The organism is Phyllobacterium zundukense (genome assembly GCF_025452195.1).
GTDB classification, from domain to species: Bacteria; Pseudomonadota; Alphaproteobacteria; order Rhizobiales; family Rhizobiaceae; genus Phyllobacterium; species Phyllobacterium zundukense_A.
Genome location: NZ_CP104972.1, coordinates 17,761 through 34,152 on the forward strand (window position 1 = coordinate 17,761; position 16,392 = coordinate 34,152).

General features: G+C 55.7%; 16 protein-coding genes, 1 tRNA gene and 3 pseudogenes. 14 read left to right on the forward strand and 6 right to left on the reverse strand.

Annotation, left to right across the window (positions count from 1 at the left end):
* Positions 1-279 precede the first annotated feature (279 nt).
* Positions 280-1,428, reverse strand: coding sequence for an adenylate/guanylate cyclase domain-containing protein (locus tag N8E88_RS07515; protein ID WP_262291992.1), 1,149 nt, complete (start codon positions 1,426-1,428; stop codon positions 280-282).
* Positions 1,429-2,111: 683 nt separating this feature from the next.
* Here N8E88_RS07515 and N8E88_RS07520 point away from each other — a divergent pair.
* Positions 2,112-3,026, forward strand: a complete 915-nt coding sequence (locus tag N8E88_RS07520; protein WP_262291865.1) for a DMT family transporter — start codon at positions 2,112-2,114, stop codon at positions 3,024-3,026.
* 370 nt (positions 3,027-3,396) lie between these two features.
* Here N8E88_RS07520 and N8E88_RS07525 read toward each other — a convergent pair whose 3' ends face one another.
* Positions 3,397-4,269: an SDR family NAD(P)-dependent oxidoreductase gene (locus N8E88_RS07525; protein WP_262291866.1), complete on the reverse strand. Its 873-nt coding sequence runs from the start codon at positions 4,267-4,269 to the stop codon at positions 3,397-3,399.
* 109 nt (positions 4,270-4,378) lie between these two features.
* Between N8E88_RS07525 and N8E88_RS07530 the strand changes: the two genes are divergently transcribed.
* The 7 genes from N8E88_RS07530 to N8E88_RS07560 all read left to right on the forward strand — a co-directional run bounded on the left by N8E88_RS07530 (position 4,379) and on the right by N8E88_RS07560 (position 8,900).
* Complete coding sequence (locus N8E88_RS07530; protein WP_262292369.1) at positions 4,379-5,329, forward strand: LysR family transcriptional regulator; 951 nt, start codon at positions 4,379-4,381, stop codon at positions 5,327-5,329.
* Positions 5,330-5,654: 325 nt separating this feature from the next.
* Positions 5,655-5,831, forward strand: coding sequence for a hypothetical protein (locus N8E88_RS07535; protein ID WP_262291867.1), 177 nt, complete (start codon positions 5,655-5,657; stop codon positions 5,829-5,831).
* 333 nt (positions 5,832-6,164) lie between these two features.
* Positions 6,165-6,977 (forward strand): alpha/beta hydrolase, encoded by an 813-nt coding sequence (locus tag N8E88_RS07540; RefSeq protein ID WP_262291868.1) that lies wholly within the window; start codon positions 6,165-6,167, stop codon positions 6,975-6,977.
* 101 nt (positions 6,978-7,078) lie between these two features.
* Complete coding sequence (locus N8E88_RS07545) at positions 7,079-7,249, forward strand: hypothetical protein (RefSeq protein WP_262291869.1); 171 nt, start codon at positions 7,079-7,081, stop codon at positions 7,247-7,249.
* Positions 7,250-8,071: 822 nt separating this feature from the next.
* Positions 8,072-8,242, forward strand: a complete 171-nt coding sequence (locus N8E88_RS07550; protein WP_262291993.1) for a hypothetical protein — start codon at positions 8,072-8,074, stop codon at positions 8,240-8,242.
* 71 nt (positions 8,243-8,313) lie between these two features.
* The gene (locus N8E88_RS07555; RefSeq protein WP_112527005.1) at positions 8,314-8,679 is read left to right on the forward strand and encodes a c-type cytochrome; all 366 of its coding nucleotides are present in this window, start codon (positions 8,314-8,316) and stop codon (positions 8,677-8,679) included.
* 110 nt (positions 8,680-8,789) lie between these two features.
* Positions 8,790-8,900, forward strand: a complete 111-nt coding sequence (locus tag N8E88_RS07560) for a hypothetical protein (protein ID WP_410010567.1) — start codon at positions 8,790-8,792, stop codon at positions 8,898-8,900.
* A 432-nt stretch (positions 8,901-9,332) separates the two neighbouring features.
* Here the strand turns inward: N8E88_RS07560 and N8E88_RS07565 are convergent.
* Positions 9,333-9,422: pseudogene (locus N8E88_RS07565) on the reverse strand (IS5/IS1182 family transposase); the annotation flags it as partial.
* Between the two features lie 533 nt (positions 9,423-9,955).
* Between N8E88_RS07565 and N8E88_RS07570 the strand changes: the two are divergent.
* Positions 9,956-10,084 carry an ABC transporter gene (locus N8E88_RS07570; protein ID WP_106666649.1) on the forward strand — a complete coding sequence of 43 codons (129 nt, stop codon included), beginning with the start codon at positions 9,956-9,958 and terminating at the stop codon, positions 10,082-10,084.
* Between the two features lie 502 nt (positions 10,085-10,586).
* Positions 10,587-10,671: transfer RNA gene (locus N8E88_RS07575), tRNA-Leu, on the forward strand.
* A gap of 68 nt (positions 10,672-10,739) precedes the next feature.
* On the opposite strand, the gene N8E88_RS07580 is transcribed toward N8E88_RS07575, so the two are convergent.
* Both N8E88_RS07580 and N8E88_RS07585 read right to left on the reverse strand, forming a co-directional pair.
* Positions 10,740-11,462, reverse strand: coding sequence for a tyrosine-type recombinase/integrase (locus N8E88_RS07580; protein WP_262291994.1), 723 nt, complete (start codon positions 11,460-11,462; stop codon positions 10,740-10,742).
* Positions 11,463-11,905: 443 nt separating this feature from the next.
* Positions 11,906-12,241 (reverse strand): hypothetical protein, encoded by a 336-nt coding sequence (locus tag N8E88_RS07585; protein WP_262291995.1) that lies wholly within the window; start codon positions 12,239-12,241, stop codon positions 11,906-11,908.
* 195 nt (positions 12,242-12,436) lie between these two features.
* Between N8E88_RS07585 and N8E88_RS07590 the strand changes: the two genes are divergently transcribed.
* Positions 12,437-13,078: a glutathione S-transferase family protein gene (locus N8E88_RS07590; protein WP_262290456.1), complete on the forward strand. Its 642-nt coding sequence runs from the start codon at positions 12,437-12,439 to the stop codon at positions 13,076-13,078.
* 55 nt (positions 13,079-13,133) lie between these two features.
* On the opposite strand, the gene N8E88_RS07595 is transcribed toward N8E88_RS07590, so the two are convergent.
* Positions 13,134-14,786 carry an IS66 family transposase gene (locus N8E88_RS07595; protein WP_262290457.1) on the reverse strand — a complete coding sequence of 551 codons (1,653 nt, stop codon included), beginning with the start codon at positions 14,784-14,786 and terminating at the stop codon, positions 13,134-13,136.
* 478 nt (positions 14,787-15,264) lie between these two features.
* Here N8E88_RS07595 and N8E88_RS07600 point away from each other — a divergent pair.
* From N8E88_RS07600 to N8E88_RS31740, 3 genes and pseudogenes are all read left to right on the forward strand, one after another.
* A pseudogene (locus N8E88_RS07600) lies at positions 15,265-15,435 on the forward strand (type II toxin-antitoxin system RelB/DinJ family antitoxin); the annotation flags it as partial.
* A pseudogene (locus N8E88_RS07605) lies at positions 15,435-15,724 on the forward strand (type II toxin-antitoxin system RelE/ParE family toxin). The pseudogenes N8E88_RS07600 and N8E88_RS07605, both read left to right, overlap by 1 nt.
* A 234-nt stretch (positions 15,725-15,958) precedes the next feature.
* Positions 15,959-16,273, forward strand: a complete 315-nt coding sequence (locus tag N8E88_RS31740) for a recombinase family protein (RefSeq protein ID WP_410010568.1) — start codon at positions 15,959-15,961, stop codon at positions 16,271-16,273.
* The last annotated feature ends 119 nt before the right edge of the window (positions 16,274-16,392 follow it).

The window sequence follows — 16,392 nt, forward strand, 5'->3', positions numbered from 1 at the left end:
CTTTATAGGGGGCTGGCCACCCAGTTGGGTGGTTTGCAGGAAACTCGTAACGAAACGCACGCCTTGAGTGGAATCGAACTGCACACTCACTCAGGGGCGTTTTATGAAGCGCGGTTCCCGATGAGACGTTATGAGATTTTCGGAGCACATACCGAAAACACCAGGCTGTTGAGTACTCTAGTGTGGTGACAGGGATGACATACTTTCCAACAACCATGTGAGCATTTTCACATCACGCCATCAGCTACCCGTCCACCGCCGTGCAAGGAATGTATCTGTTCACGATTCGTATGACGAGGTGATATCGGCCGAGAACAAGCAAAAGCGACCTGGCAGACCCTTTAAAAGGACAGGTTCCATGGCCGTGAAATTAAACATTCCGGGATTGCTGGTAGCAACGGCTGCCATAGCACTTTCGGAAACGACTACTCGCGCGGGATTTGCGATGCTGGAAATCCGCGCGGCCAAATTCACCGTCTGCCCAAAAATGTCACCGTCTCGCGGCACGACCTGGCCTGTGGCCAAGCCAACGCGCACCGGCAGGAGACCAGCTTTTTCGGCCGATTCCACCAATCTAAGACAGGCGCTCAGCCCTGATGTTGGCTCCGGAAAAAGTATCATCACGCCGTCTCCGAGGACCTTAACCAATCTACCCCCAGCAGGAGAGACCATTTGCTGTGCAAAGGCTTCAAAGTGAGCTGCCTGTTCGGCTGCCTCCAGGTCGCCAAGTTCGTGCGTCAATTCAGTGAATCCACAAAGGTCCGCGAAAGCAACAGTTGGTAAATCGACATCGGGCCGTGTCTCCAAACCGCTCTCGCAAAGTGCTTCTTGAATACGTGAGACAATATTATCGAAGACCGACTCTTCCAGCAGGCGACGCTGGAGCATGAATAATACCCTAAACCCGATCCGTTGCAGCTCGAGTCGTTTGGCAGCTGCAGCAGAAAGCATCTCGGAGTGTGAAATTCCAGCATTCAGCATTCTCTCTTCGACTTCACTGCGGAACAAATCGCGCATTGTTTCCACAACGCGGTGTGTAGATTGTCCAAAGGCCCGCAATACTCTCGTCATTGACAGGTCGGAAATCCCCAATTGGCGGCATTCAGCAATGAGTCTAAGCAGCTCGACATCGTCCTCGCGCAGAACCTGCTCTGTTGACAAGCGAGGAAGACCCGCCGCAGCCCTCAAGTTATTCAGTGTCATAGGAGTGACATCCAAACCCTCGAGCTCCTTCTCCATCGATGTCGTCGACAGGTAGACCGGATCGAACATAATCTGTGCAGCAAAGTCGAGTGCGAATACCTTGTTTCGAATTGCTTTGGCTAATGTGTCCAAGGGTATGCCCGCTTCATGCAAGGCAAGTGCAACGCGAATCCTGTCCGCGTCTTCAAGGAGATAATCCGTTTTTCTCCCGATTATGCCAGCCATCTCAAATTGTAGAAGCTGACCTTCTCCGCACCCCGTCAAGGCTGACAGAGCGCTTCGCGATAGATTGTGCATTGCCCTCAGCCCGATCGACACCGAAAGATGGCACAATAATCATTTTGCCAGGCAATTACAGTACGTCAAAGGATGGACATCCGGCCTTTCGAACTATGTTGAAAATCGCCAGGAGTAACCGTCGTCCATAAACTTGACACCGCGCGATCCAGGGTCTTGTCACATAACCTGAGTTGAAGTGGGGTTTGCCTCTCTACGGTCTGTTTCAGGCAGTCGCAATCGTTGCGATGTTCCATTGCCGCATCGCATCGAGACGATGGTGGCGGATGGCATTTGCTGAACGGTCAGAGCGAAGTGGGACAAAGAGATTTCTAAGAGCTGAGAAGATCGCATCGTCCAAGGCTATCGTCTTGCGACGCTGTCGATCGTCGGTCCGGTTGATCTTCGCAGGTCTGATGGTTTTCTGTTTTTTTTAGCGAGCAGCCGACATTGGGTGTCGTCGCAGGGTCAGTAATTATTGCCGCAGGCGGCATTATGTTTGCGGCCATCAAGCCACCTGCCAGCGAGAGCGAAAGCACGTTGTCAGCGTGATACCATAAACAACCTGGAGGCTCTGCATCGGGAAAGCAGGGCTCGCCTTTAGATGATTTCCCGGAAACGGGAACAGAGTCATGCGGCTGACCTATCTGGTGTTCGCGCTACTCGGCCTCTTCTGGGGCTCGAACTTCATCTACATGAAATGGGCGGCGGAGCTAATCACCCCCGCGCAAATCACGCTGCTACGGGTGTTCTTCGGCTTCTTGCCGCTGGCCCTCGTCGCGGGGCGAAAGGGAGTGATCCATCGGGATCAGGTGCGGCACCTGCCGCATTTCTTCGTTATGGCTGCGTTGGCAACGGCCTTTTATTATTTTGCGATCGCGGAGGGCACGGCGCTCCTTCCCTCGGGCACCGCCGGCGTTCTCGGGGGCTCGATCCCTCTGTTCACGGCAGTTGCCACCCTGTTGTTTCTTCGCACGGAAAAGCCGAACGCATTGATGTTGGTCGGCGTTCTTGTCGGCTTCGCGGGCATCGTGCTGATCGCCAGACCATGGGAAGGATCAGATCGGACCATCGACATAATGGGGGTGTTCTGGATGCTGGCCGCCACTACGATCCTTGGTGTTTCCTACGTTTACGTTCGTCGCTTTCTATCACCGCACAACTTGCCGCCCCTCGCGCTCGCGACATGGCAAACAGGCCTCGCTCTGCTGGTGCTCCTGCTCATCGTTGATCGGACGGGAACGGGCAACATTCTGCAAAACTGGCACGCAGCCGCTGGTGTCGCGATCGGGCTCGGTGTTCTGGGAACCGGAATGGCTTTCCTGATCTATTATTATCTGCTGCAAGAGCTGGGCGCGGTGGCGGCCTCGGGCGCAACCTACATCACGCCTAATGTTGCATTGCTGATCGGCTGGGCCACCGGAGAAAAGGTTGGCATCCTGGAGATCTCCGCCATCATCCTTGTGTTGGCGAGTATCGCGATGTTGCAGATCGGGCGGCAGCGAGCGGTGAGGCAGGCGGAACAATCAGTCACCGCAATCGCCTAGCGCTGAATTTTGTCGCTCTAATCCTGACTTTTGCGACACTCCGGTCTTTCCTGAAAGCGTCCTAGGTTTCCTCTGTCGCAAAAGTTGGCGTTTCGCGGCGAATTTTTGCGACGGCCAATGACCGGTTTGGGCCGATCCTGGACCTTGGCACTGCCGCCACCTTCCGCCCGACTTCGCTCGATCTCGAAGATGCAATCGCGGATCATTTAGTCGTTGGCGAAGCGGCAGCGCACCGCTGCTTTCCATGATCACATCAGCGGTCGGTCGCCGCGTGAACGCCGTCATTGGCACACTTGTCTGAATACTCTGACGGACATCGTTGCCGCCTGCTTCAAACAACGTGACGACCCTCGCAGCTTATCAGCTTCGTCTACGGAAGATCGCCACCGTCAAGGCCGATCACATGTCCACTCAGATACGAACTTTGATTGCCAGCGAGAAACAGCACCAACGCTGCAACTTCATCCGGCGTACCCACCCGGCGCATCGGATAGGGTGCAACCAGCTGTTCGGTTGTAACATTCCAGTCCCGGCGTACTCGCTCAAGCATCGGGCTCTCGATCGGACCTGGCGCGACTGCATTGATACGAACGTTGCGGCCATACTCCTGTGCGGCGGCGCGTGTCATGTGAATGACGGCGGCTTTCGAGGCACCATAGGCAACAATATTAGGGAAAGCATGGCGACCGCCAATGGACGCCATGTTGATCATGGCTCCCTTCGAGCGCACCAGATGCGGCATCTCGTATTTCATTGAGACAAATACTCCGCGCAGATTCGTCGCGATCTGGTCGTCGAAACCGGCGATGTCCGTATCGGCGATTGGCGCTGGCGGCAAATCGATCCCTGCATTGTTGAAGGCGACATCGATACCGCCATAGCGTTCGACCACGTCAGAAACGAAACGCTCCACCTGGCCGGCGTCGCGCACGTCCGATCTAAGGTAGACGGCGTCGCCGCCCGCTGCGCGTATCTCTGCTTCCACCTGGCGACCGAGCGCCTCGCGTCTTCCATTAAAGCCGACCCGAGCGCCCGCACGGGCGAAAGCCGCCACCGTCGCGGCTCCAATGCCGGAAGTGGCACCCGTGACGATTACCACCTTGTCTGCCAACGCGCCTGATGTCTCCGCGGCCGCCGACGCTGATGTTGCGAAATTCTGCCCGGCTAGTGTGCCTGCGGCTAGTATGCCCGCCAGAACCTGCCGCCGCGGAACCGCTGTCGTTTCCTCAGATCTGTTTGTCATGACTTGGTTCCTTCACAATATGTCTGCGACAGAGTAACCCAAGCGATTACCTGGAAAAATCGCGGGTGGCTTTGTGCACTATTTAGTATAGATTTATAATCGTATGAGCATGATACCTGACCCTTTCTCCGGTCTGGCCGCCTTCCTCGCCGTAGCGGAAACACGCGGATTCACGGCGGCCTCCGCACGGCTGGGCGTTTCCCCTGCAGCCGTAAGCCAGGCAGTAAAGGCACTCGAAGCGAAGCTCGGCACACCCTTGTTTGTTCGTACAACGCGCCGGGTCGGTTTGACCGAGGCTGGCGCGAACCTGTTGTCGCGTGTGGCACCTGCAGTTGCCGACATTGCGGGAGCCATCGAGACGGCAGGAGCCATGGGGGATGAACCTTCAGGTTTCCTGCGCCTCACGGTACCCCGCATGGCGGTGCCACTTATCATTGATCGCGTGGTGCCGGCCTTCCGGCACGCGCATCCAAGAATTACAGTCGAAGTCGCTGTGGAGGATGCAACGGTCGACTTGCTGGGACTTGGTTTCGATGCAGGCATCCGGATCGGCGAATATGTCGAACGCGACATGGTGGGAGTCAGGCTCTCGCGCGATATCGTTTGGTCTGTCGTGGCCGCCCCCTCCTACCTGGCTGCCCGCGGCTGCCCGGCAACCCCCGAAGACCTGACCCGTCATGAGGCTATCCGATATCGCTTCCCGGCCTCCGGCGCTCTCTATCGATGGGAGTTCGAACGCGGCGGGCGCCCCCTTTCGGTCGATCCTCCGGGAAAGCTCATCGTCAATGATGGCGCGCTGCTTGTCTCTTTCGCAAAGGCTGGGCTCGGCCTTTCATATGTTGCCGACATCGCAGTGGAACAGGAGCAGCGTGCTGGACTGCTTGTCCGCGTGCTTGAATCCTACCTGCCCACCACGCCGGGGCTCTTCCTCTATTTTCCGCAACGCGCTCAGGCGCAGCCGAAGCTGCGCGCCTTCATCGATGTCACCAGAAAGCTGATACGGCTTCGCCGGATCGAGGCCGAATTCCACCATGCCGCCAGAGGTAAGCTGAAAGGCTAGCGGCGTCTTCGCTTGGCTCGCAGTCAAAAGTCCAGTGCCGACCAGTATGGCGCCTGCCAGCACCACGGGGCGCCGTCCGGCCGACACCCAGACAATCAGCAAGGGCCTAACGAACCGGAGAATTATCTGTATCTTGCAAACGAGCCGGATCGCCACACTCGGGGTCCGAACGAGTAATATCAGGAGTGGGTGCGTCCGCTGCTTGATCACCTGGGCGATGGTGAGACGCCAGTCGTACTTCGCGTGCCAGGGAAACGAGCTGCCCCTTTGGACGGGCTGGCTCGATCAGCACCCAGATCTGTCGTATCCCCGACAGAGTTGAACCATGACATTAGTCATCGTCACCGTCGTAGCGGTTCCGGGGGCGACTTCGCCTGCGTTCGCGTTGGCGATCACGGTTCCAACCCTCAATATATACTCGACGCTTAACGTAGCGTTCGCAATAGCCGCCTTCGCAATACGTTTTGACAACACGCTCGCGTACCACGCCGTTGTTGGATGAGCTGTTCGAGCTTGTATTCGATGATTGGCTTCCCGCATAAGCCGTACCGGTGACCAAGGCAGCTGCGACAGCTAACAGGACAATCTCGATACGCATCGCCTCTCTCCTTTGCTAACTACTGCATTAAGCTGTCGAGCCTGAACCGTCGATGAATGCGACGCTGCAACGACCGAAGTCTGCAACAAGATCGTTGGGTCGTGGTGTCCGCTCTGCGAAACTTTCGGCAATGACGTAACGAATAACGTTGGCTGGCACCGAGCAATGATCCATGGTTGTCTCCACCCAAGACCTGTAATTCTGGACTTTGACGAACCTGCGGGTGGACATGTTGTTGTGAGCACCACAAAACTCCTGCTGACCTTGTTGCTGATGACGGCCTTCGCCTACGTGTCGCTCGTCGGCCTGATGTATCTTGCACAGCGCGCCCTCCTCTATCCCGGCGCCAGCGCGACACTTGCTCCAGAGCACGCGAACTGGGGCGAAAACGTATCCATCAGCACGCCTGACGGAGAGACGCTTCATGGTCTCTACAGCCAGGGCGAATCCGGCAAGCCGTCGGTGCTGTTCTTGCTCGGAAACGCTGACCGGGTCGGTAACTACGGCTTCCTCGCCCAGACCCTGGCCGCGCGAGGTATTGGCCTGCTCGCGATCTCTTATCGCGGCTATCCGGGATCGACCGGCTCGCCGAGCGAGCATGGGCTACTGACCGATGGCATTGCTGCCTTCGACTGGCTGTCGCTACGGTGCGAATGCGAGATCGTTGTGCTGGGCCAGTCGCTGGGCAGCGGCGTTGCCGTCAACACAGCCGGCCAAAGGCCTGCCGTCGCCGTCATTCTGGTGTCCGCCTACCTGTCGGTCCTGTCACTCGCCCAGACCCATTACCCATTTGTTCCGGTCGCACTTCTTCTCAAGGATCCCTTCCGCTCGGATCTCAAGATAGCGAAGGTGAGGCAACCGAAGCTGTTCATCCACGGCCGGCATGACGACATCATCCCGCTGTATTCGGGCGAGGCGCTATATCGTACCGCTCCCGAGCCCAAGCAGATGCTCGTTTACGAAAGCTCGGGTCACAATGATGTTTGGGATGATCGCATGGTCGGCGACGTCATTCGCTTTCTGGAGGCGCTGAACCGAGACGCCACCTAGACCCGTCAAGCAGCGGAAATCGTCAGCATGAAGCGAGCGCGGCATCCAGGATGCCCCCGAAGCAGTGAACGAACAAGTCATGTCCATTCCGCAGGATGCAAATGGCCAAGCTCAAGGAGCGATCGATTTTGGCCGTCAACAAGCTCGTCGGAAGCGGCTGCAAGCCGCGCGCCGCCGCTTGGGACTCGAACGGTGGTAAGCTCGCCTGGAGTGGCGACAAGGAGCCGCAGTACTCCGTGCCCTTGCTTTGCCGTGACCATCAAGAATGTTAATACATGATGGCAGGGAACTGGCGGGGGGACGGGAGCGGATGCCACAAGACAACCTCTCAGTTTGCGGGACCACAACAGCAGGCAGTAGAAAATTACGATCTGCGGAAGCTTGTTCAATCAAGAATGTGCAAGAAACCGTTCATTTGAAAATGCCGATAAGAGGTAATTATCAGGCATTTTTAATTGCAGCGAAAATGTCTACGATCTTGACACGATGCTGTTTGATAAACGCAAATGGCCCTAGGCTTTAAGGAAGCTTTTTCTACCTCGACCTGTATTTGCACTGGGTTTGTACATCACCTTTTTCAACGTGCTCTCCGCCCTTTCCCGGAATTATGCCCTCGATCCATATATGCGTCCCATCTGGATGATGATGCCCCGGATTTTTGGGTTGGCTGTTTTTTACGTGAAGTTGGCATTCATGGCCATCATGCTCTGGATCGCCTGGAACGAGCGGCACGAGCCTAAATTTCATGAAATTGAACGTATGTTCCGCGGTCATCCTGACCGTCGGCTTGGTTGGCTGCCGTGCGTTACCAGTTCGACAATGTCTTGTTTTTATCCCGCAAACTGGGATGCAGCGCCCTCGGCTTTCATATTTACTCGGACGGCGAGCACTACAACATTTACTGCTTTCGGACTGAATCTGCTGCAGAGGTTTTCTTGAAGGCATTCGATGGACAATGGATCACGCCGCAGCAACGCAAGAAGGACACCTGGCACTCCCGATGGCAACGAAATAGCGTGAGCATGCAATGTCTGCCAAGCGATATCTGAGACCGATAAAGGAGACCGCAAGGTTTTCGGATTTGCAGAGTTGGGATGATCTATTCGGTTATTGCTTCAAGCGTGGACGTATCGGTGCCATCGATCGAAGCGCATTGGAACGCAAATACTTGCCTCGCCGCGCACCGCGTCATCGGCGGGAATGAAAGCAGCGCCGCCCCGGCGAGTGCCCTGGCGCTGTTGGCGGGCAGCACTGCTGGCGAGTGAATTGCGCCAGCGTCACGGAACGGTTTTGACCGGCAGACGTTGTGGCTCTGGCACCAGAACCGGAGAACGACATGAACACGCGCTTTTTCGCGCTGGGTCTCGTCGGCGGGCTGACGTGCCCTCTCGCGCTTGCCCAGGACGATGGTCAGACCGCTTTCAACAACAGCTGCCGCACTTGCCATACGATGAAGGAAGGCGACAACCGGCAAGGTCCGAACCTCGCCGGCATCGTCGGCCGCAAGGCCGGCTCATTGCCGGACTACAACTACTCGTCGTCGATGAAGCAGTCCGGCATCACTTGGGACGAGGCAAATCTCGACCAGTTCATTGCCAATCCCGACCAGGTGGTAAGAGGCAACAGCATGAAACCCTATGGCGGCATTACCGATGCCGCGCAACGCAAGACGATCATCGAGTTCCTAAAGTCGGGCGACTAGATGGTCGTCGTAGGTGCCTTCACCTGTATTTTGTTCGCCATCTTGTTAGGCGCTCTCTTTGGGATAGTTGGCTTTATCGTCGGGAAGCTGGGTTTGCCGATCAAAGCCACATGTGCCGCATGTTCAAGCGCGCTTATGGTCTCACTCCGTCTCGGTGGTTGGCGGCGCTGGAGTCGCCGCTCTCCAGCAAGAATCTGCAGTGCGACGCCGCTGCGCGTTGAAGCCCAATGTCCGGTAGATACCTCCCTCGATCAGTTCCATCCGTTGGGTCTGCTCCCCTAAGTCGTGCTCCCCGAATATCGTTAGTCTCGATAGTACATTCTCGTTAGCGGCGGATGGCGGTAAGTTTGCGCCGTAATCCAGTCAGTTCGTCGCCCAGAGCGGTGATCGTGCCCTCGGTATCCTGCCGGAAAATGCGAAATGGAACATGAATGGCGCATGGAATACCAATGAGGTTGGCATGGCGCTTCAGAGACCAACCATTTCCGGATCAAAGCTTGCTAGGAGAGCTTGCAATTTCGGCGCTTCGACTCGACGGGCAGATTCTTCGATTCTGAGCCATTCGGCCTGACTTTCGTTTCGCTCAGGCCCAGTTTTTTTTGACGCAAAAAGCGCATGGCAAATACGTCGACAGTGAATGCACCGCTCTCACCATCATCGACACGTGGTTTACCGTGGGATCGAGGAAAGTAAGGTTTGATGCGCTCAAGTTGGTTCTCGGTGAGCCAGTAGTGATCAGCCATGGGCAGGTCCTTCTGCCCACTTGAATCATGTCCCGCGCAAGTTTTGAATTCAAAAGGCAACAAACGACCATTCTGCGGACAAAGCCGTCCTCAATCATCAACGATCCAATGCCCGCAATCGGTATCTTAGGAGTGGCTCAGAACGTTAAACCCCGCGAATGAATGATGGCCAATTCGCTATCTTGAATTGATGGACGTGAGTGTCGACCATAAACGGACAAGAAGATGGGGCAAAACTTATCATTGGTCCGACGCGGATCGAGCTAACGCCGAGCAGCGCGCTGCTGCCTGGGCAAAGCCTCACCTTCCCTTATGAAAGCTCTGCTCAGTGTTTTGGCGCCCAAGAGCCCCGACTGCAACCTCGGTGAAATTCAGGTCAGTCTCTAGGAGCAATTGCTTTGCCTTTCGTCCTCTGAGTTGATTCCGCACTCTAAAAATATCCATACGTTCCCGATCCGACGACCAGTTCTTAACACTTTCCATAGTAGCCTAGAGTGGTTGGCCTACTTCAACTTGATGAAAAGGATCTTCGAATGAATAGAGCTCTGATCACCGTCGTTGCTGTACTAACAGCTATGAGTTTAAGTGCCTGCGGATCAATCGGCAAAGGAAAAGCGCCTCCGCCAATGGCAGAACCGACTGCAGCGCCAGTGTATAAATAAAGGCTGCTTTTGTGCTATGGGAAGGTGAGTCCACCTTCCCATTCCATTGATGCAAGGCACCGGCCCTGTACACGACGTGCGTTGCCGCCGTATATATTTAGCGCCGGTTGGAACTAGCTTGTACCTTGTCCGGAGCGAATTACAACCGCGCTTCTGCCACCCAGTCAGCAGTTTTCACCACCGCATCCAACGACTGACAAAGATCCGCTTTGGGCCGATATCGTTGAAAAACTCGGCCAGGTAGCTGTTCATCGGGCTGTTGCAGCATCCTTCCGGTAGGGATGATGGGCTAGAGCAAACCGCAGCCAAATGGAATCGTTTCGCTCAATTTTTGCCAAAGGCTCTTTTCCTGGCCATCCGCATCTATTTGTCTCGTGCGGGCAGGGCAACACACGACTGTGTTACATTCAAGAAATCGTCTTATTGCTGTTGACCGAAGGGTGGCTCTGCATGTATTTGGCTTTTCACGGTCGTGGGTTCACCCATATCCGACGCTCTTGCGGCCCCCTTGGCGGAATTGGTAGACGCGCCTGACTCAAAATCAGGTTCCGAAAGGAGTGCTGGTTCGATTCCGGCAGGGGGCACCAACCAACTATCACATTGATTCTACTTATCTTTTTGTTCTCAACCCGCTTTTTGTCAACCACATTATCAGTTAGACTTTATTAGCCTCATTTTGTTCTGGGATGAGCTTGTGCATTTCGCCGCCAGCGAGCTTCCGGCGATTGGCTTTTCTTGTGTAAAGCGTCGTCTGCTGTTTGGTGGTCCAGCCAAAAATTGCCATCAGTTCATCATCTGTCGCGCCGTTCTCAGCGGCGATGGTAGCGCCAGCTTTACGGAGGCCATGCGTCGAACACTGCGGCATCCCGGCCTGATCGCACCAATTGCGCATCTTGCTACCGAGGCTGTTGACAGTAAATGGAGCTTTCCATTCGTTGACCAAGAAGGTTAGATCACCGCAGGGGCTAGCTTCGATGGTCTTGTTTAAGATGGGCAGAACGGGGATCTCCACCGATACCATACTGGACCGATCGGTTTTCTTGGGGCGGATTACAAACCATCCATCCTGAATATGCTGTCTCCCAAGTACTGCCAAATCACTAAGGCGAAGTCCAGTGAACATCGCGAGGTGAAGCATCAGGCGTGCTTTAGTGCCCTCCGGATGGCGTTCCTCGTACTGGTGAACCTCCTGCAGTGACCATGTATGGATGCCATCCCCGGAGAACAGAGGCTTGATCTTGCTTGCCGGATTGACCGCCGCGATACCTGCCTCGATAGCCCAACCGAACATAGCTGATAGCGACTTTACCAACTCATTCTGCGCGCCTGGCGTGTCCCTGAGAGTATCGCGCAATTCAATGACATGTTTGCGCTCCATCCATCTGAACTCCAGATCGCCGCGACGGTAACCTGTTGGCGCTGTGCTGTCGCAAATCTCTTCGAAGATGCGTTTGCGCCGCGCAAGCAAGGTAGGATTGATGCGGCCAAATACCCGTTTTGCAGTACTGCTCTTTCAGCCATTGAAATGAGTTCTCTTTGGTCGCCCTTTTCACTAAAGCAGCAGTCCCGTCCGTTTTCTTGTATGGGATACCGAGCCGTGCACAAGAAACCTCGTTGTCAAAATCGGCAGTTCCTGGTGTCTCGTTCAAGCGAACTTTTTTGCGACCAGTTGCGTGGAAATAATAGCGGGTGTTCCTATAACGATCGTGGTCGGCAATAACGCCCTTGGGAAGGTTGTTTTTTCTTGCTCATCCCCAAGGATTATCTGACGCTGAGAGAACGTCAAGATCACCTTCCCTGTGGGGCAGGCCACGAAAGGCATCAGCCAACTCTGAAACGTCCCAGATTAGCCGCCCGGGGCTGAGGCATCTTTCCGACTGAAACCAGCTTGTCGAAGAGGGACTCGCTAATATCAAAGAGCGCCGCGGCCTTAGTCCGACCTACGCCGAACGGTGGCAAAGACGCGGGTAGAGTCTCGTTGCGCGCGGTCCTCATGCGTGGTTGCCGGGCGACCTCGTCGCGCAACATCTGGTTCTCAACCCGCAGGGCTCCGACTTCAGCTTCAAGCTTCTGCATCTTACCGACCAAACCCGCAACCAGCCGGCGCATGGCACCGAGCGACAACGTCTCGACCGAATCAACCGATGGCAATTTCATGCCGCGTTGAATCAGAATTCGCCCTGTTTGAAAATCTAACTGCCGGGAAATCTGCCCCGTCTACCTTGGCAGCGGTAACCGGACCAAATTCCCGGGCAGGATCGCTTAGGCACTTATCAATATGCATTCTTTCGACCAATGTTGAGTTTATGCAATATGGCTGTACGAGTCGGAGCAACGTGGGAGACAGTGTGAATGCTGACAGTCTGGGGCCGCCGAACTTCTTCAAATGTCCAAGCGCTGATGTGGTGCATTGGTGAACTGAAGCTTCCGTTTATGCGTCACGACATTGGCCACAGGTACGGTGGCAACGATTCTGCAGAGTTCAAGAAGCTCAACCCGAACGGTACAGTGCCGGTTCTACGTGATGGAGACGGCGCGTCGTTGTGGGAGACAGGCGCAATCCTGCGCTATCTCGCCGCCCGTTACGGCGACGCAGAGTTCTGGCCGCAAGATGTCGAAGCGCGGGCGGAAATCGATAAATGGGCTGAATGGTCCAAGATTAATATCGCCCTCAATTTCACCGGCCCCATCTTTTGGAGGGTGGTACGAACGGCACCGAAGGATCGGGATGCGGAGGCGATTGCCGGAGCTATTAGCACTTTCAATGCAAAGCTCGACATTGCCGAGGCCCAACTCGAGCGCAATGCCTTTTTGGCCGGGAATAAATTCACTCTGGCCGATATTCAGTTCGGCCATGTGCTCTACCGATATTATGACATCAACATCGATCGTTCCGGCTATCCTGCCCTGAAGCGATACTACGATAGGCTCACCGCCCGGGCAGCATTCAAGGAGCATGTCATGGTGTCATACGACGATCTAAGAGTGCTTTGATTAAGTCACCGTTTCACGATGGTCCACCCGCGCAATCTTATCCCTGCCCGTGGATTTACATGGGCATGGCAATCAGTTCAGCTAGCGGTGGAATCTTTTGATTGGAGTCATTGAGTCCGAGTCGATCGCCGATGTACGCATAGAAGGAAACGCCAAGCTTCCGGCAGGTCTTCATTAGCCCGAGCATGACGTCTCGCGCCTGGCGGCCTTTGTCACTCATAGTGCCGCCCGAGATCTTCCGCTTGATGACACAGGCACGAATGTCGTTCTCGGATGCATTGGTGTGCAGCGGGATGTCCGGCCGGTCCAGAACCTTGAGAAGTTCAGGCTTACGCCGGTGCAAACGCACCAGCAATTGATCCAAATCCGCGAAACCTGTGCGCAAGGTGAATATACGATCAAAGCGTTGGCGGAACGCCTGGGCCACTCCGGGAGATGGCCTTTCCTTCCACGCCTTCAATGCTTGATAGAAACACCAGATCAGATCACGCACCGTTTCAACGGCCCGAGCTTGTTTTGGCGTTGCCGGCATCAGCTTGTGAACGAGACGTTCTGCGTGCACCCAACACAATGCATGATTGGGGATGCGGAACTGACCGGCACCGTCGGAGACGACAACGGTCGTGCGCATCAGTCCATGGTGTCGGATCGCGCCCCAGAGTGCGCCTTCGCTTAACGCCCGCAACAGCGCCCTGTCGAAGATATCGATGGCACAGCGTGCCAGATGGTCCAGCCATGCGCTCTGCGATGCGAATATCTTTTCCGGGTGGACGGAGAGCTTCTCGATCAACAACGGATCAACCTGACGCCGACGCAAGTAGTCAAGTGCAGCCGCATTGATCACATAATCTTCATGGCCTGCGCGCATCAGCGACAGAAAGCTCAATCGAGATTTTGATCGGCCTGTTCTGAACACGGTAAAGCGCTCGCCGCCAATGTGGCTTGTTATACCTTCGCGCCGCGCATGGCGTGCACCGGTATCGTCCACCGTGATGAACGGCGCCGTTGTCAATCCCGCCCGCAAGACCGACAGGTCCTCGCCTGCAAACGTGTCGAGATCCGTGATCAGGATGCGAACAACCTGGCTCTTCGATATCTCGACCCCGATACCATTCAGGATCGATGTCAGCCGTTCCGTCGTCACCTGACCTTGCGCATGCATGGTCAGACAAAACTGCCGCAGGCCCGGACCGATGCCGCCGACAATGCCATCCGGCAAGGGCGCAAGAATTGTCTTGCCGTCCAAGGTGACCCAGCGCTCGCGCCGGTAACGCACGACTTCTGCCGCAACAACCAGCTCGCGCACCAGGATTGTTTCGTATCCCTTGAAACGTGACCCTTCCGGCGCGTCCGCTTTGACGATTACCTCGCGCGTGACCCGATCGCGCTTAACACCGCGGCCGCCCTTGCTGCTATTCTTCCCGGCTGTAGGCTTGCTCGCGTTCTCCATCCCCGATGGCCGAAACGGCGGTCGTGGCGGCAAATTCTTCAGCCGGGCGATTTCGTCTCGAAGCGATTGGTTATCCAGGCACAGACTATCGTTTTCCAGCTTCAGTCGTTCATTGTCGTCACGCAGTCTCTGGTTCTCGGTGCGCAGCGCTCCGACATCCGCTTCAAGCTCGTGCATCTTGCCGACCAAACCCGCAACCAGCCGGCGCATGGCACCGAGCGACAAGGTCTCAACAGAATCAACGGATGGCAGCTTCATGCCACCTTGAATCAGAATTCGCTGTGCTTGAAAATCTATCTGCCCGGGAATTTGGTCCGGTTACTTGGCAGCGGCTTTTGCCGGTGCGAGCTTCCATAACATTAACATACTGTTTCCGTTAATATTTTTCGCCATACAGTATCGATCATCGCTTTAGCTTCTGCTTATCGGACTATTCCATGGAGAAGTTATAGGCTGCACTTAGAGTGTGCTGTCTAAAACCGTAGTTCCCATTCTTTGGTCATCCAAACGCCCGATTTCCTTGTATTTCGAGCGTTCTGACGCTTGTGGAGGAGCCCGCTTCTCCTATTATCGGCATTTTCAAACGACCGTTTACCGAGAACTTCCGATATTGTACAAATCGCCGTTTGGAGCTGGCCGCGCTGTCCATCCAGCATTTGTTATTCATATGCATTACATTACCCAAGCCAATGATGGAGAATCAACGATGCCCTCAAACGCTCTGGTCCAGACACGCGCCTTGCCTCTGGAACTCATCAGCAACAGCAGCGCCTATGACGCGTGGTGTCGAGCAAAAGTGCAACAAGCCCTTGATGACACGCGACCGGACATCGACGACGCCGATGCCGAGGCTCATTTTGCGAATCGACGCTCTGCGGCGCTACGCAAGGCGGCGACCGGTCAGTGATGAAGCTCGTTTGGACACAATTCGCTCTCGCCGATCGCGAGGCATTTTCACGTACATCGAAGCCGAGAATCCGCGATCAGCGATGCATGTGGATGAGTAGATTGTCCCGGCGGTCCGCCGGCTTCTGGACATTCCAGAGAGCGGAAGGCCCGGCCGTCTCGTCGGGACGCGTGAATTAGTCTTCCGTACGCCATACGTTGCTGCTTACGCTGTGACAGCCGATACGGTCCGCATCCCGCGCATTCTTCACGGCACAAACATGTGGCCAGATGAGATTACCATAAAATAGAGTCGCCAACTCTCTGTCCTTTCGCAGGGCGCATTCAACGATGATTCACAGCCCAAAGAAACCGATCAACCGCCTCATCGGCTACGCTCGCGTTTCTACGGAAGATCAGGCAAGAAGCTCAGCTTATCGAGCTATAGGCTGCCGGGTGCCACGACATCTTCGAAGAACACGGTTCCGGCGCGGCTCGGGCCCGACCCATACTGGCCAAGCTGCTGCGCGAGATCAAAGCCGGCGATGTGCTCAGTCGTGGTACGTCTCGATCGTCTAGCGCGGTCGGTTAGCCATCTCCTGCCAGGCAATCGCGCACTTGGAGCAGGTTTCGCTCCCTGCATGATCCCATCGACACGTCGACGCCACAAGGCATGTTTTCCTTGCAGGTTCTGGGCGGCGCAATTGGAGCGGCCATTGATTTCCGAACGCACGAGAGCTGGGATCAATGCGGCGAAGGCCCGGGTAAGTTGCCTGGCAATCCCGGCTTCCGTCAACTGCAGCCAGATGAGCTTGCCAAGGCGTCGCGGGCACGAGAACGCAGCCAACTTACGGATTTGACCACAACCATCTGATCATGGTTGCCAATCGTGCAGCGCATGCGGCCGGACCATCCCTGGGAGGACGCGGAGCCTCAATCGCGAGACAGGGCAGAAATGGTCGGTCGATCGCCTGCGGTC